This window comes from Kitasatospora sp. YST-16 (genome assembly GCF_026802215.1).
In the GTDB taxonomy this organism is placed as follows: Bacteria; Actinomycetota; Actinomycetes; order Streptomycetales; family Streptomycetaceae; genus Kitasatospora; species Kitasatospora cineracea.
The window spans coordinates 4,729,604-4,744,470 of sequence record NZ_CP113837.1; the positions used below are offsets into that span (position 1 = coordinate 4,729,604).

General features: G+C 72.1%; 11 protein-coding genes. 5 read left to right on the forward strand and 6 right to left on the reverse strand.

Features of this window, described 5'->3' with window-relative positions:
- Positions 1-554: 554 nt before the first annotated feature.
- The 4 genes from OU787_RS21740 to OU787_RS21755 all read left to right on the forward strand — a co-directional run bounded on the left by OU787_RS21740 (position 555) and on the right by OU787_RS21755 (position 3,161).
- Complete coding sequence (locus OU787_RS21740) at positions 555-1,208, forward strand: DUF6230 family protein (RefSeq protein WP_268660313.1); 654 nt, start codon at positions 555-557, stop codon at positions 1,206-1,208.
- A gap of 147 nt (positions 1,209-1,355) precedes the next feature.
- The gene (locus tag OU787_RS21745; RefSeq protein WP_268660314.1) at positions 1,356-1,922 is read left to right on the forward strand and encodes a DUF6114 domain-containing protein; all 567 of its coding nucleotides are present in this window, start codon (positions 1,356-1,358) and stop codon (positions 1,920-1,922) included.
- A complete protein-coding gene (locus OU787_RS21750) occupies positions 1,919-2,338 on the forward strand; it encodes a hypothetical protein (protein ID WP_268660315.1) in 420 nt (139 codons plus the stop codon). Before OU787_RS21745 ends, OU787_RS21750 begins: the two co-directional genes overlap by 4 nt.
- A 10-nt stretch (positions 2,339-2,348) precedes the next feature.
- Positions 2,349-3,161: a hypothetical protein gene (locus OU787_RS21755; protein ID WP_268660316.1), complete on the forward strand. Its 813-nt coding sequence runs from the start codon at positions 2,349-2,351 to the stop codon at positions 3,159-3,161.
- Between the two features lie 82 nt (positions 3,162-3,243).
- Here OU787_RS21755 and pyk read toward each other — a convergent pair whose 3' ends face one another.
- The 3 genes from pyk to pta form a co-directional block, all read right to left on the reverse strand.
- Positions 3,244-4,674: a pyruvate kinase gene (gene pyk / locus OU787_RS21760; protein ID WP_030457676.1), complete on the reverse strand. Its 1,431-nt coding sequence runs from the start codon at positions 4,672-4,674 to the stop codon at positions 3,244-3,246.
- A 112-nt stretch (positions 4,675-4,786) separates the two neighbouring features.
- Positions 4,787-5,992, reverse strand: a complete 1,206-nt coding sequence (locus OU787_RS21765) for an acetate/propionate family kinase (protein ID WP_030457675.1) — start codon at positions 5,990-5,992, stop codon at positions 4,787-4,789.
- Positions 5,989-8,181: a phosphate acetyltransferase gene (gene pta, locus OU787_RS21770; RefSeq protein ID WP_442788639.1), complete on the reverse strand. Its 2,193-nt coding sequence runs from the start codon at positions 8,179-8,181 to the stop codon at positions 5,989-5,991. Before pta ends, OU787_RS21765 begins: the two co-directional genes overlap by 4 nt.
- Before the next feature lie 382 nt (positions 8,182-8,563).
- Here pta and OU787_RS21775 point away from each other — a divergent pair, with 382 nt between their 5' ends.
- Positions 8,564-9,592: a Fic family protein gene (locus OU787_RS21775; protein ID WP_255358032.1), complete on the forward strand. Its 1,029-nt coding sequence runs from the start codon at positions 8,564-8,566 to the stop codon at positions 9,590-9,592.
- Between the two features lie 2 nt (positions 9,593-9,594).
- On the opposite strand, the gene OU787_RS21780 is transcribed toward OU787_RS21775, so the two are convergent.
- From OU787_RS21780 to OU787_RS21790, 3 genes are all read right to left on the reverse strand, one after another.
- Complete coding sequence (locus OU787_RS21780) at positions 9,595-10,488, reverse strand: undecaprenyl-diphosphate phosphatase (RefSeq protein ID WP_030457673.1); 894 nt, start codon at positions 10,486-10,488, stop codon at positions 9,595-9,597.
- A gap of 109 nt (positions 10,489-10,597) precedes the next feature.
- Positions 10,598-13,039, reverse strand: coding sequence for a 1,4-alpha-glucan branching protein GlgB (gene glgB / locus OU787_RS21785; protein ID WP_268660317.1), 2,442 nt, complete (start codon positions 13,037-13,039; stop codon positions 10,598-10,600).
- Positions 13,040-13,175: 136 nt separating this feature from the next.
- The gene (locus OU787_RS21790) at positions 13,176-14,666 is read right to left on the reverse strand and encodes a maltokinase N-terminal cap-like domain-containing protein (protein ID WP_232795011.1); all 1,491 of its coding nucleotides are present in this window, start codon (positions 14,664-14,666) and stop codon (positions 13,176-13,178) included.
- Positions 14,667-14,867 lie beyond the last annotated feature (201 nt).

Here is a 14,867-nt window from a genome sequence, read left to right on the forward strand (position 1 = left end):
CACCCGGTGACACCTCGGGTGACCTGCGGTGTCGTCGGCGATTTGACGACTTTCGGGTGCCGTTCCGGCGCGTTTACCAAATCTTGATAACACCCCTCCGTAGTCACGGTTCGTGACCGCGGAGGGGTGTTTCGTCGGTGTTTCCACGGGTCGGAATCGGCCGTGCGCGCGATTTCGGTCACACTCCGTTGCGGAGCCTTCGATTCCATGATCGACCCCGTTCACTGTTGGATTACCCGTCAGTAACGGACCTCTTGTGCTCCGCTCCGGTTTGGACAACGATCGGCGACGCCCGGTCCCTCGGCGACGAGGGGTCCCCACCGGGTGAGGACAGGGGGGTAACCGCAGATCCCACGCGGCGGTTCCTGACCTCGAAACGGTCGCGCAGCCCGCGCGGCCGCCTGGTTGTCGCTCGGGGGTGATCGCCGGCGCCGTCCCCACGGCAGCAGGCGCTCTCCGCTACCGAGGACGTAGCTCTCTCCCATCCCGGGCCGGACCACGTGCGGGACGCACCGGAACGGCCGGAGATGTACGTCCTAGAAGGAGGACCACGCATGTCCCAGTCCTACGGCAAGACCCGCTGGAAGCGCTTCGCCCTGGTGATGGTGCCCAGCATCGCGGCCACCGCCGCGATCGGCGTCTCGCTGGCCAACTCCGCGCTGGCGGCCTCGTTCTCGGTCTCCGGCCAGCAGTTCAAGGTCACCGTCGACGACCTGCAGGGCGAGGGCTTCTCGCAGTTCGGCAGCGTGGACGCCGAGACGAACGGCACCCTGCACCCGGTGGCGGTCTCGGCCTTCGACCACGCGAAGCTGAAGAACCTGTGCCAGTCGGTCGTCACCGACCTCTCCGGTGTCGGGCTCGGCAAGTGGACCCTGGTCCTGCGGGCCGGCCAGAGCGACGACGCGGCCAAGCAGGTCGACGCCCAGCAGCTGCTGATCGACCTCAACCAGCTGAACGCGGACGCCGAGTTCAAGAACATCAACATCGGCCAGGACGCGAGCACCCTCAAGGGCTCCGCGGTCGACAAGCTCCAGCACGACGGCGGCAAGCTGCCGAGCGGCGCCCAGGGCTTCGCCCAGGCCGCCGATTCCGCGCACCTGCAGCACGTCCAGCAGACCGCGTGGGCCACCTCGGCCGGCACCTTCACGCTCAACGGCCTGAAGCTCAACATCAACAAGGGCTCCGGCGACGGCGTCGAGTGCTACTAGTCCGCGGCTAGTGCGGGCCCGCAGGTCGGGCCCGCCAGCGGACCACGGGTCCGGGGAGGCGGCCGAGCGCCGTCTCCCCGGACCGCACCCCGGCCCACCCGGGGCCATCCGTCTTTCCCCTCGGACCCACCATCGAGGAGTCGCACCATGTCCAGCGCAACCGTCGAGGCCTGGCCCGAGGGCCAGGTCGGCTTCGCCAGCCGAGTCCGGCGGGGGTTCCGCACCTGGCGGCGCACCCGGCCGTTCTGGGGTGGGCTGATTGCGATGATCGCGGGCGTCCCGATCCTGTACTTCCCCTACGCGCACCTCAGCCTGGGCGGCCTGACGGTGGCGATGGCCACCACCGCCGGCGCCGGCTCGATGATCATCGGACTGCTGATGATCGCGCTCGGGCTGACCGCCTGGTTCCAGCCGATGGTGCGGGTCTTCTGCGGCGTGGCGACCACCATCCTGGCGCTGATCTCGATCCCGGTCTCCAACCTCGGCGGATTCGGCATGGGCCTGGTGACCGGCCTGGTCGCCGGCGGCCTGCTGGTCTCCTGGGCCCCGCTGCCGCCGAAGCCGGCCGCCGAGGGCGCCGACGCGGGCACCGCCGAGTCCGTCGCCGCACCGGACGGCGCGCCCACCGCGCAGCTGCCCGCCCAGGCCGCGGCCGAGCCGCCGCTGGAGCACGGCACCGCCCCGCACACACCCGCCGAGGAGGAGCAGCGGTGACCGGATCCGAGAAACCGACCGTCCCCGGCCCGCGGCACGCCGTGCCCCGGGAAGGGGTGCGCTCCCGGCTGCGCGGCCGGGCGCTGGCGATCGCCGCGGTGCCGACCGCGCTGCTGGTCGGCGCGGCCTACACGCCGACGCTGGCGGCGGCCGCCGACCCGCAGCAGGCCGGGAACTGCGCTCCGGACACGGTGCTGAAGGAGACGCCCGTCCCGAAGAGCGAGATCAAGGTGCTGCCGGACTCCTCGGTCCAGCAGGCCGCGGCGCTCCGGCAGCCCGGGACCGGGCAGGCGCCCGCGGGCAGCGCGGCCGCGGTGCCCGCCGTGTACACCGGGGCGCCGCCGCGCAGTCCGCCGTGTACACGGTGCCGAAGGCGGCCGCCGCGCCCGGCGGCACGGTGCAGCAGGCCGGGGTGATCGACGACTGGTGGAACAACCTGATCCACCCGGGCGCGAGCGCCTCGCCGTCCCCGACGCCCACGCCCGCGCCGACCGCGAAGTCCGGCACCGCCGCGCCGACGCCGACCCCCGCGGCCACCCCCGCCCCCTCCGGGGCCCCGCGCTCCGCCACCGCCGCGCCCGCCACGACGCCCGCGCCGACCCCTCGGCCGGCGCCACCGCGTCCAAGGGCGCCGCGGCCAAGCCCTCCGCCGCGCCGTCCGCCTCGCCCTCGCCGTCCGCCTCCGCCCCGGTGGGCCCGAACTGCCTGGTGAGCACCAGGGGCCTGGCCGCGAAGGCGGCCCCGTCGGGGCACGTGGTGCCGGACCAGAACTGGGTGCTGCACTCGACCCGGCTGGCGCTGCACGGCTCGGTGTTCAACGGCGTCTACGACGTCACCACGGAGAGCGGCACCAAGCGGGTGCTGAAGTTCACCACCGACAGCGTCGACATCGAGAACCTCGACATGTCGACCATCCAGATCCCCGGGCTGACCTTCCACGTGAAGAGCCGCGAGGGGTCGACCTCGACCATGCGCAACGGCCCGGTCACCATGTACGTGGAGAGCCTGTCGGGCAACCTGGCGGCGGTCTACGGCCTGCCGATCCTGATCGACCTGGGGCAGATCACGCTCACCCCGGACACCCTGCCGAAGTGGCTGTGGGACCTGCTGGGCGCGGTGCCGATCCCGCTGGACCTGACCCTGACCAACGCCAAGGCGGTGCAGGCGGGCCAGTTCGGCGGCGACCTGACCATCCCCGGCATGCGGCTGTTCAACGACAAGACGCCGTACGACGGCTGACCCGCCGCCACCGAACGCCGCAGGGGCGGGACCCGGTCCTCGGGTCCCGCCCCTGCGGCGTTCAGGCGTCCGTGCGCGGCGCTCAGCCCTCCGAGCGAGCGCCCAGGTGGTGCACCTGCACCATGTTGGTGGTGCCGGGGATGCCGACCGGCACGCCGGCCGTGACGATCACGGTGTCGCCCTCGGCGAGGCGGTTCATCTTGAGCAGCTCGCGGTCGACCTGCTCGACCATCTCGTCGGTGGTGGCCACCTGCTCCGAGACGTACGCCTCGACGCCCCAGCTCAGCGAGAGCTGGTTGCGGGTGGCGACGTCCGGGGTGAAGGCGATCACCGGGATCGGCGAGCGGTAGCGGGACAGCCGGCGCGCGGTGTCACCGGACTTGGTGAACGCGACCAGCGCCTTGCCGTCGAGGAAGTCGCCCAGCTCGCACGCGGCGCGGGCGACCGAGCCGCCCTGGGTGCGCGGCTTGCGGCCCGGGTTGAGCGGCTGGAGGCCCTGCGAGAGCAGCTCCTCCTCGGCCTTCTCGGCGATCCGGCTCATGGTCTTGACGGTCTCGACCGGGTACTTGCCGACGCTCGACTCGGCGGACAGCATGACCGCGTCCGTGCCGTCCAGGATGGCGTTGGCGACGTCGGAGACCTCGGCGCGGGTCGGGCGCGAGGCGTGGATCATCGACTCCATCATCTGGGTGGCGACGATGACCGGCTTGGCGTTGCGGCGGGCCAGGGTGACCAGCTGCTTCTGGACCAGCGGCACCTTCTCCAGCGGGTACTCGACCGCGAGGTCGCCGCGGGCCACCATGATCGCGTCGAAGGCGAGGACGATCTCCTCCATCGCCTCGACGGCCTGCGGCTTCTCGATCTTGGCGATGACCGGCACCCGGATGCCGACCTCGTCCATGACCTTGTGCACGTCGTCGATGTCCGCGGCGTTGCGGACGAAGGACAGCGCGACCATGTCGACGCCCAGCTGCAGGGCGAAGCGCAGGTCGTCCTTGTCCTTCTCGGACAGCGCGGGGACGTTGACCGCCGCGCCGGGCAGGTTGATGCCCTTGTTGTTGGAGAGCACACCGCCCTCGACCACCACGGTCTTCACCCGCGGGCCGTCGACGCTGACGACCTCCAGGGCGATGACGCCGTCGTTGATCAGGATCGGGTCGCCGGGCTTCACGTCGCCGGGCAGGCCCTTGTAGGTGGTGCCGCAGATGTGCTGGTCACCGGGGACGTCCTCGGTGGTGATGGTGAACGTGTCGCCGTTGTCAACGGTCACCGGGCCGTTGGCGAAGGTCGCCAGACGGATCTTGGGGCCCTGCAGGTCGGCCAGCACGCCGATGGTGCGGCCGGTGTCCTCCGAGACCTGGCGGACGCGGCGGTACCGGTCCTCGTGCTCGGCGTGGGAGCCGTGGCTCATGTTGAGGCGGGCGACGTTCATGCCCGCTTCGACGATGGCCTTCAGCTGTTCGTAGGAGTCCGTCGCGGGACCCAGGGTGCAGACAATTTTCGCTCGGCGCATATCCGTCAGTCTATCCGTTCGTGTTATCGGTACATTCAGCTCGAATCGTCAGATATCGCCAACGAACATTCCGAGGGGTGGGATACTGACGGGTAGTCATCCCGCGCCGGGCCTACACCTCGTGGACCAGCGCGAACGTCTGCTGGGCGATCTCCAGCTCCTCGTCGGTCGGCACCACCGCGACGGTGACCCGCGAGTAGGACGGCGAGACCGTCCGGGCGTCCCGGGAACGCACCGCGTTCAGCTCCGGATCGACCGAAATGCCCAGCTCCTCCAGATTGGCACAGACCGCGGCCCGCACCTCGGCGGAGTTCTCCCCGACACCCGCGGTGAACGCCACCGCGTCCACCCGCCCCAGCACCGCGTAGTAGCCGCCCAGGTAGCGCCGGATCCGGTGCACGTACGAGTCGAAGGCCAGCTTGGCGTCCTCCTCGCCCTCCTGGGCCCGGCGGACCACCTCGCGCATGTCGTTGTCCCCGCACAGGCCCAGCAGGCCGCTGCGCCGGTTCAGCAGGTCGTCGATCTGGTCGATGCTCATCCCGCCGACCCGGTGCAGGTGGAACACCAGGCCCGGGTCCACGTCGCCGGAGCGGGTGCCCATCACCAGGCCCTCCAGCGGGGTCAGCCCCATCGAGGTCTCCACGCACACCCCGCCCGCCACCGCCGAGGCCGAGGCGCCGTTGCCCAGGTGCAGCACGATCACGTTCAGCTCCGCCGGGTCCCGGCCGAGCAGCCGGGCGGTGGCCCGCGAGACGTACTGGTGCGAGGTGCCGTGGAAGCCGTAGCGGCGCACCCGGTGCTCGTCGGCCGTCCTCCGGTCGATCGCGTAGCGGGCCGCGTGCTCGGGCAGCGTGGCGTGGAACGCGGTGTCGAACACCGCGACCTGCGGCAGGTCCGGGCGCAGCGCCCGGGCCACCTCGATGCCGGTGATGTTCGCCGGGTTGTGCAGCGGCGCGACCGGGATCAGCCGGCGGATCTCGGCCAGCACCGCGTCGGTGACCAGCGTCGGCCGGGTGAAGCGCAGCCCGCCGTGCACCACCCGGTGGCCGATCGCCGCCAGCTCCGGCGAGTCCAGGCCCATCAGGTCCTTCGCCAGCTCGTCGGCCACCGCCCGCAGCGCCACGTCGTGCCCGTCGAAGCGCCGCAGCGTCTCGCGCGGCTCCCCGGTCAGCGGCAGGTGCAGCAGCCGGCCGGCCTCCTCGCCGATCCGCTCCACCAGGCCGGAGGCCAGCCGGGAGCCGTCCAGCATGTCGATCAGCTGGTACTTCACCGAGGACGACCCGGCGTTCAGCACCAGGACACGGGTACCGGCGGTCACAGCGCGCCTCCTGCGGCGGGGGTCTCGGTCTCGGCGGCGGGCTGGGACTGGATCGCGGTGATCGCCACGGTGGAGACGATGTCCTCCACCAGGGCGCCCCGGGACAGGTCGTTCACCGGCTTGTTCAGGCCCTGCAGCACCGGCCCGACCGCGATCGCCCCGGCCGAGCGCTGCACCGCCTTGTACGTGTTGTTGCCGGTGTTCAGGTCCGGGAAGACCAGCACGGTGGCCCGGCCGGCCACCGCCGAGCCCGGCAGCTTGGTCGCCGCGACGCGCGCGTCCACCGCCGCGTCGTACTGGATCGGCCCCTCCACCAGCAGGTCCGGGCGCAGCTCGCGGACCAGCTCGGTGGCCTTGCGGACCTTGTCCACGTCCGCGCCCGAGCCCGAGGCGCCGGTCGAGTACGACAGCATCGCCACCCGCGGCTCCACCCCGAACTGGGCCGCGGTCTCCGCCGACTGGATCGCGATGTCGGCCAGTTGCTGGGCGTCCGGGTCCGGGTTGACCGCGCAGTCGCCGTACACCAGCACCTTGTCGGCCAGGCACATGAAGAACACCGAGGAGACGATCGCCGCCCCCGGCGAGGTCTTGATCACCTCGAAGGCCGGGCGGATGGTCGCCGCCGTCGAGTGCACCGCGCCCGAGACCATGCCGTCCGCGATGCCCTCCTGCACCATCAGGGTGCCGAAGTACGAGACGTCGGTGACCACGTCCAGCGCCCGCTCCACCGTCATGCCCTTGTGCGCCCGGGCCTTCGCGTACAGCTCGGCGAACTGCTGGCGCAGCGGGCTGGCCGCCGGGTCGACGATCCGCAGCTGCGCGCCCGCGTCGCCGGCCTGCGGGAGCTCGATGCCGAGCGCGGCCAGCTTGCGGTGCACCTCGTCCGGGGCGCCGAGCAGGGTCAGGTCGCAGATGTTGCGGCGCAGCAGCACTTCGGCGGCGCGCAGCACCCGGTCCTCGGTGCCCTCCGGCAGGACGATGTGCCGGCGGTCCGCGCGGGCCCGCTCCAGCAGCGCGTGCTCGAACATCATCGGGGTGACCCGCTCGGACCGGCTCAGCTCGATCCGGCTGGTCAACTCGGCGGTGTCCACGTGCAGTTCGAACAGGCCGAGGGCGATCTCGGCCTTCCGCGGGCTGTTCGGGCCGATCCGGCCCTCCAGGTGGGTCAGGGCCGCCGCGGTCAGCCAGGAGCCCTCGGTCACCTCGGCCACCGGGGTGCCCGGGGCCAGCCGGGAGGCCAGCGCCATCACGTTCGGGCCCGGGTGCTGACCGAGCGTCAGCAGCACGCCGGCGATCGGCGGGGAGCCCGCCGCGTGCGCCGCCAGCGACCCGATCACCAGGTCCGCCCGGTCGCCCGGGGTGACCACCAGCGCGCCCTCGGTCAGCGCGTCCAGGAAGGTCGGCAGCATCGCCCCGCCGAACACGAAGTTCCGCACGTCCCGGGAGAGCCCCGCCGCGTCGCCCAGCAGCACCGTCGCGCCGGTCGCCTCCACCAGCTGCGCCACCGTCGGCGCGGCCAGCGCGGGCTCCTCCGGGATCACGTACACCGGCACCGGCAGCTTCTCGGTCAGCGCCCGCTGCACCTGCTGCTTGGCCCCCGGCCGGACCCGGTTGGCCACCATCGCCAGGATCGAGCACCCCAGGTCCCGGTACGCCCGGTGCGCGTTGCGCACCTCCGCGACCACCGCCTGCGGGTCCTCGTGCCGGCCGCCGACCACCGGCAGCACGCCCGCCCCGAACTCGTTCGCCAGCCGGGCGTTGAAGGCCAGCTCGTCCGGGATGTTGGTGTCCGAGAAGTCGGTGCCCAGCACCAGCACCGCCTGGCAGCGCCGCTCCAGCTGGTGGAACCGCTCCACCAGCGCCGAGACCAGCTCGTCCTGCCCGCTGGCCGCCTGCAGCGCCGCCGCCTCGTCGTACGTCAGCCCGTACAGCTCGGAGACCGGCAGGTCCAGCCGGTACCGGCCGCGCAGCAGCTCCACCACGTGGTCGCCGGCCGCCCCGCCGCCGTCCGCGGCGTGCACCAGCGGACGGAACACGCCCACCCGGTCCACCTGGCGGGTGAGCAGTTCCATGACCCCGAGCTCCACGGCCTGCCGGCCGTCCCCCCGGTCGATCCCGGTCACGTACACGCTGCGCGCCACGGTGGAGCTCTCCGTCCGGTCGTCCCAGGCTGCGGTCACACCGACCATACCGTCGTACAACACGGGCACCGCGCTGCGGCACCAGCGTTCATGCCGGGCGGATGGCAGGAGCGGCCCAAGCGCCCAACCTTGAATTTCGACGGTGGATATCAAGCAACCATGAGCTCCTCACCTGAACGTGTCGAACCGCTCTGAGCTGGACGCATGTGGGGTCGGAGGGAATGCAAGGTTGCTTGAGAAGGCTCCCTCACTTTTCAAGGTTGGCTAGCCTCGAGTCATGTCTGTCTCTCCTCTGGCGAACTCCCCGATCGGCCTGCTGGTGCCGGTGGGCGGTTACGACCCGCGTCGCGGTGCCGACTACTCGGCGTCGGCCTAGCTGCCGAACCAGCTCCCCGGCGACCTCGCGCTGTCCGGTGCGACCCACAACGCCATCACCAGGGCGATGAGCAAAGTGGCCCGGGCGGACCAGGCCATGCTCCAGCTCCCCAACCCCGAACTCCTGGCCCGGCTGGTGATCAGGCAGGAGGCCGTCAGCACCTCGGCCATCGAGGGCACGTACGTGCAGATGGAGGAGGTGCTCCAGGCGGACTTCCTCACCTCGTCCGAATACAGCGGTGATGTCGCCGAGGTCTACAACTACGTCCTGGCGGCCGAGGCCGCGGTCGACTGGATCAAGGAGCTGCGGCTGATCAGCGTCCATCTGCTGGAGTACCTCCAGAAGCAGCTCGTCACCGGCACCACCAGCGACGGCCCGCAGGCCGGCCGGGTGCGGGAGGTCCAGGTCTTCATCGGCGTCCCGGGCCATCGGATCGAGGACGCCCGGTTCATCCCGTGCCCGCCCGGGCAGCAGCTGAGGGACGGACTACTGGACTGGGAGGCGTGGATCAACCGTCCCGGCGACCTGCCGCTGCTCGCCCGACTGGCGCTCGGCCACTACCAGTTCGAGACCCTGCACCCCTTCAACGACGGCAACGGCAGGCTCGGGCGGCTGGTGATGCTGCTTCAGCTGATCGCCGCCGAGGAACTGCGGTTGCCGAGCATCGCCCTGTCGCCGTGGCTGGAGGCGAACCGGAGGGAGTACCAGGACCACCTCTACCAGGTGAGTGTCACGGGTGACTTCGAGCCCTGGATCGTCTTCGTCTGCCAGGCGATCGAGGCGCAGGCCGTGGCCGCGGTCCGCCGGGTCGGGAAGCTCGTCGACATCCGGAACCGCATGCTCGAAGAGCTGAAGGGACACAAGGCCAAGGGCACGCCGATGGAGATCGCCCGCGAGCTGATCGGGTATCCGATGCTCACGGTGAACGCGATGAAGGACCGGCACGGCGTGACCTACCAGGCGGCGAACACGGCTGTTCGCCGCCTGGTGGACCTCGGGTATCTCCGTCAGTTCTCCGAGGGCAACTACGACCGGGTGTTCGTCTGCGACGAGGTGCTGGAAGCTCTGGTCCAGGCGCTCTGAATTCAGACGTTCAGGTAGACCAGGCAGCCGAGGCCGGCCAGGGTGCAGTAGGCGGCGAAGGGGGTGAGGCTGCGGGTCTCGAAGTACTTGGTGAGGAAGCGGACGGAGACGTAGCCGGCCAGGAAGGCGGCCAGCGAGCCGGCCAGCAGGGGGCCGCGGACGGGGGCGTTGGCGGGGGAGAGGAGTTCGGGGAGCTTGAGGGCGGAGGCGGCCAGGATGACGGGGGTGGCGAGCAGGAAGGAGAACCGGGCGGCGTCCTCGTGGTTGAGGCCGCGCAGGACGCCGGCGCTCATGGTGGTGCCGGAGCGGGAGATGCCGGGGAGCAGGGCGAGGATCTGCGCGGAGCCGATCCAGGCGCCCTGGCGGAAGGTCAGCCGGGCCAGCCGGCGGTCGGAGTCCGCGGCGGGGCCGTCGCCGGCCCGGCGGCGGCCGGTGCCGCCGCGCTTGAGGCGCTCGGCGGTGTAGAGGACCAGGCCGTTGAGGGCGAGGAAGAACGCGGCCGGGTTCGGCTTGCCGAGGGCGTCGCGCAGCAGGTGGTCCAGGGCCAGTCCGGCGATGCCGACCGGGATGGTGGACAGCACGAGCAGCCAGGCGAGCTTCTGCTCGGGGGTGGCGATCTCGCGCCGGGTGAGCGAGGAGAACAGGCCGCCGACGATCCGGATCCAGTCGCGGCGGAAGTAGACGACCAGGGCCAGGGCGGTGGCCAGGTGCAGGCCGACCAGGACGGCCAGGTAGGGGGAGCCGTCGGCGGTGACGTCCAGGTCGTGCCGGGTCCGGCCGCCGATCAGCGCCGGTATCAGGATGGCGTGGCCGAGGCTGGAGACCGGGAAGAGCTCGGTGACGCCCTGGAGCAGGCCGATGCCGATGGATTCGGGGTAGGTCAGGGACGGCGACATCGCACTCTTCTCGGCGGCTGCGGCGGGCGGCGGGCGAGCGCGAACCTACTACAGCGTTGTAGACGAGTGCGATGCCGGAAGTCGACCTTTTACCTGATGTTCAGCACGGTCAGCGGGCCGGCCGCAGCCAGACCGTGGCCAGCGGCGGCAGCACCAGCTCGACCGAGCGCGGCTGGGCGTCCCACGGCTCGGCCTCCGACTTCACCGGGCCCGGGTTGCCGACCCCGCTGCCGCCGTACTCCTCGGCGTCGGTGTTCAGCACCTCCTCCCAGACCTGCTCCGCGCCCTCCAGCCGGGGCAGGCCGACCCGGAAGCCGTGCCGCACCACCGGGGAGAAGTTGGAGACCGCGACCAGCGGGCTGCCGTCGGCGGCGAACCGGACGAAGGACAGCACGTTGTCCTCGGCCGCCCCGCCGTCCAGCCAGCGGAAGCCGTCGGGGACGGTGTCCTGCTCCCACAGCGCCGGGGTGGCGCGGTAGACCCGGTTCAGCGCGCCGACCAGCCGCTGCACGCCGCGGTGGTCGCCGTGCGCCGGCCAGCCCTCGTCCAGCACCCACCACTGCGGGCCGTGCTCGTGGTCCCATTCGGCGCCCTGGGCGAACTCCTGTCCCATGAACAGGAGTTGCTTGCCGGGGTGGGCCCACATGAAGCCCAGGTAGGCACGGTGGTTGGCACGCTGCTGCCACCAGTCGCCGGGCATCTTGGAGACCAGCGCCTGCTTGCCGTGGACGACTTCGTCGTGCGAGATCGGCAGGATGTAGTTCTCGGAGTAGGCGTACACCATCGAGAAGGTCATCTCGTTGTGGTGGTACTTGCGGTGCACCGGCTCCTTGGCGATGTACACCAGCGAGTCGTGCATCCAGCCCATGTTCCACTTCAGACCGAAGCCCAGGCCGCCGCTGTCGGTCGGCCGGGTCACCCCGTCCCACGCGGTGGACTCCTCGGCCACCGTCAGCACACCCGGGCAGCGCCGGTAGACGGTGGCGTTCATCTCCTGGAGGAAGGAAGCCGCGTCCAGGTTCTCCCGGCCGCCGTACTGGTTGGGCGTCCAGGCACCGCCCTCGCGCGAGTAGTCCAGGTAGAGCATCGAGGCCACCGCGTCCACCCGCAGGCCGTCGACGTGGAACTCCTCGCACCAGTACACCGCGTTGGCGACCAGGAAGTTGCGCACCTCCGTGCGGCCGTAGTCGAACTCCAGCGTCCCCCAGTCCGGGTGTTCGGCGCGCAGCGGGTCGGCCGGCTCGTACAGCGGCTCGCCGTCGAAGCGGGCCAGGGCGAAGTCGTCCTTCGGGAAGTGCGCGGGCACCCAGTCGACCAGCACACCGATGCCGTGCCGGTGCAGAGCGTCGACCAGGAAACGGAAGTCGTCCGGAGTGCCGAGCCGAGCCGTGGGAGCATAGAAACCGGAGACCTGGTAGCCCCAGGAGCCGCCGAACGGGTGCTCCATCACCGGCATGAACTCGACGTGGGTGAAACCGAGTTCGACCAGATACCCGGGCAGGACCTCGGCGATCTCCCGATAGGACGTCAACTCCGGCCGCCAGGACGCGAGGTGCATTTCGTAGACCGACATCGGGGCGCGGTGGTGCACGGTGCGGGCGCGCTGCTCCATCCACTCGGCGTCCTGCCAGGTGTGGCGGGAGGTGGTGACGACGGAGGCGGTGTCGGGGGGGCACTGGGTGGCGCGGGCCAGCGGATCGGCCTTCTCCAGGCGGTGTCCGTGGCGGGTGAGGATCTGGTACTTGTAGCGGTCGCCCTCGCCGACGTCGGGCAGGAACACCTCCCAGACGCCCGAGGAGCCCAGCGAGCGCATCGGGTGCGCGGTGCCGTCCCAGTGGTTGAACGAGCCGATCACCCGCACCCCGACCGCGTTCGGCGCCCACACCGCGAACGCCGTACCGGTCACGCCGTCCACGGTGCGCAGGTGCGAGCCCAGCACGGTCCACAGCTGCTCGTGGCGGCCCTCGCGGATCAGGTGCAGGTCCAGCTCGCCCAGCGTCGGGGCCAGCCGGTAGCCGTCCTCCTGCACCAGCGGCTCACCGCCCGGATACGTCACCCGCAGGGTGTAGCGCGGGAAGCTCTGCCCGGTCAGCAGGCCGGTGAACAGGCCGCCCTGCTGGTGCGTCAGCTCCGCCGGGCCCAGTTCGGTCTCCACCACCACCCGCTCCGCGAACGGCCGCAGCACCCGGATCGCGGTGCCCGTCGGCAGCTCGTGCGCGCCCAGCAGGGCGTGCGGGTCGTGGTGCGCGCCGGACACCAGCCGCTCCACCTCGGCCGGTGGCAGCGGGGCCTCCGGCAGCCGCAGCGCGCCCCCGGCGCCCGCCGGCCGCGCCGTGGCCGGGGCGGCACCCGCCGCACCCGCCCGGGCGGCCGGCTGCTTCGCCGCGGCGGACTTCGCGGGCGCCTTCGCGGGCGCCTTGGCCGGGGCCTTCGCGGCGGACTTCGCAGCGGGCCGCCCGGCGGTGGCCTTGCTGCGCGGACCGCTCCGGAACGTGGCCGGGACGGCCGGTTGGCGGTCGGCGGACGGGTCGAGCGGACCGAGCGGGGTCACGGCGGAATCCTCCAGGATCGGGGTGCCTTGCGCGGGGACGCGGGGGAACTGGCTTGCTGGGTAAGTGAGTTGGAGGTGCGACGGGTGCGGGGGAGGGGCGGCTCGCCCGGCCGCCGGAGGGGCGGCCGGGCGCGGGTCAGACGGAGTCGGCCAGGCGGTTGATCGCGGCCAGCGGGATCGGCAGCCAGCTCGGCCGGTGCCGGGCCTCGTACACCACCTCGTACACCGCCTTGTCGATCTCCAGCGCGCGCATCAGCTCCGGCGCGCCGGTCGGGTCGACGCCGCCGCCCGCGGTGTAGCCCGCGCAGTACGCGGCCCGGTTGCGGGAGGCCCAGGCGGAGGCCAGCAGGGCGAGCTCCGGGTCCTGGCCGGGGGCGCCGGCCAGCAGGTGGGCGGCCGCGTAGTCGAAGGAGCGGAGCATCGCGGCGACGTCCCGCAGCGCGGGCTGCGGCAGGCGGCGCTCGGCCAGCGGCTTGGCCGGCTCGCCCTCGAAGTCCAGCAGCACCCAGCCCTGCGGGGTGCGCATCGCCTGGCCCAGGTGCAGGTCACCGTGGATCCGCTGGACCAGCAGGCCGTCCAGGTGGGCCTCGGTGAGCTGCTGGAACGCGGCGCGCAGCGCCGGGCGGTAGCGCATCAGGCCGGGCACGGCGGCGACCGCGGAGTCCAGCCGGCCGGACATCGCGTCGGCCAGTTCGGCGATCCGGGCCCGGTCCAGCCGGGTGGTCGGCATGGTGCGGGCCAGCACCCGGTGCACCTCGGCGGTGGCCCGGCCGAGCCGGTGCGCCTCGATGGCGAAGTTGCCGGGCGAGGGGTCGCCCTTGAGCCGGGCGACCTGGTCGAGGGCCAGCTCCCAGCCGTCCTCGGCGTCGGCCAGGTAGCGCTGCAGCAGGCCCAGGGTGGCGGGCTCGGAGCGCTCCAGCCGGCACTCGAACCAGGCGGCGACCCGGGGGATGCGGGTCGAGCCGGCCCGGGACAGCGCCAGGGACAGTTCCAGGTCGGGGTTGGTGCCCGGACTGATCCGGCGGAACAGCTTGAGGATGAACGCGGTGTCGTAGATCACCGAGGAGTTGGACTGCTCGGCGGTCGACGCCCGCCCCGGCAGGTTGCCCGGCAGGCCGGGGCCGGGGGTGCGGCGGAAGGACAGCGAGCCGAACCGGTCGCCGGTGGCCAGGTGCTCCAGCAGTCGGCCGGTCAGCTCCGGGTCGTGCACCGCGTCGTACAGCGTCGCCCCGTCGTAGGTGCCGCCGGTCAGCCGGCCCAGCACCGCCATCGGGCCGACCGAGGCGGGCTGCTCGGAGCGGATGCCCAGCAGCAGCTGGTAGACGTCCCCCGGGCCGGCGGAGGAGCCGCCGTGCTCGACCCGCAGCAGCAGGTGCAGCAGGGCGGGGTCGCCGACCTGCAGCGGGGTGCCGACCACCGGGGTGAGCGCGGCGATCGGCCGGCCCTTGCCGGCGTACCAGCGCTGGGTGGGAAGCCACTCGGCGATCAGCGGCAGCGCCGCCTGGACCAGTTCGCCGACTCCGGCGGCGGTTCTCCGGACCCCCGGTGTGCGCGTTCCGACCGGCCCGGTGGCGGCGTCGGAGGGCTCACGGTGCACGTGGGCTTGAGAACGGGAGGGTTCGGACATGACTCCCTTTCCCCGGAAGCGGGCGGACGCCCGACGAATCGTGGCCGGGCCCAGCAGTCTTCCGGATTTCGGCGGCGCGGCGGCGACGGCACGCGAGCAGCGACTCGGTGTCACGCCTTCGTGTGGGTGGCCGTTGGGCTGTTCTCCGTACGCGGTGGTGCGAAGACCTCCGGGGGCGCGCGGGAATTCCCGCGCGCCCGG

Bases quoted from the DNA above. Each gene is read 5' to 3' on its own strand.
- OU787_RS21745 (WP_268660314.1), top strand. From the start codon at position 1,356: ATGTCCAGCGCAACCGTCGAGGCCTGGCCCGAGGGCCAGGTCGGCTTC.
- pta (WP_442788639.1), bottom strand. From the start codon at position 8,181: ATGGTCGGTGTGACCGCAGCCTGGGACGACCGGACGGAGAGCTCCACC.
- OU787_RS21740 (WP_268660313.1), top strand. From the start codon at position 555: ATGTCCCAGTCCTACGGCAAGACCCGCTGGAAGCGCTTCGCCCTGGTG.
- OU787_RS21790 (WP_232795011.1), bottom strand. From the start codon at position 14,666: ATGTCCGAACCCTCCCGTTCTCAAGCCCACGTGCACCGTGAGCCCTCC.
- pyk (WP_030457676.1), bottom strand. From the start codon at position 4,674: ATGCGCCGAGCGAAAATTGTCTGCACCCTGGGTCCCGCGACGGACTCC.
- OU787_RS21780 (WP_030457673.1), bottom strand. From the start codon at position 10,488: ATGTCGCCGTCCCTGACCTACCCCGAATCCATCGGCATCGGCCTGCTC.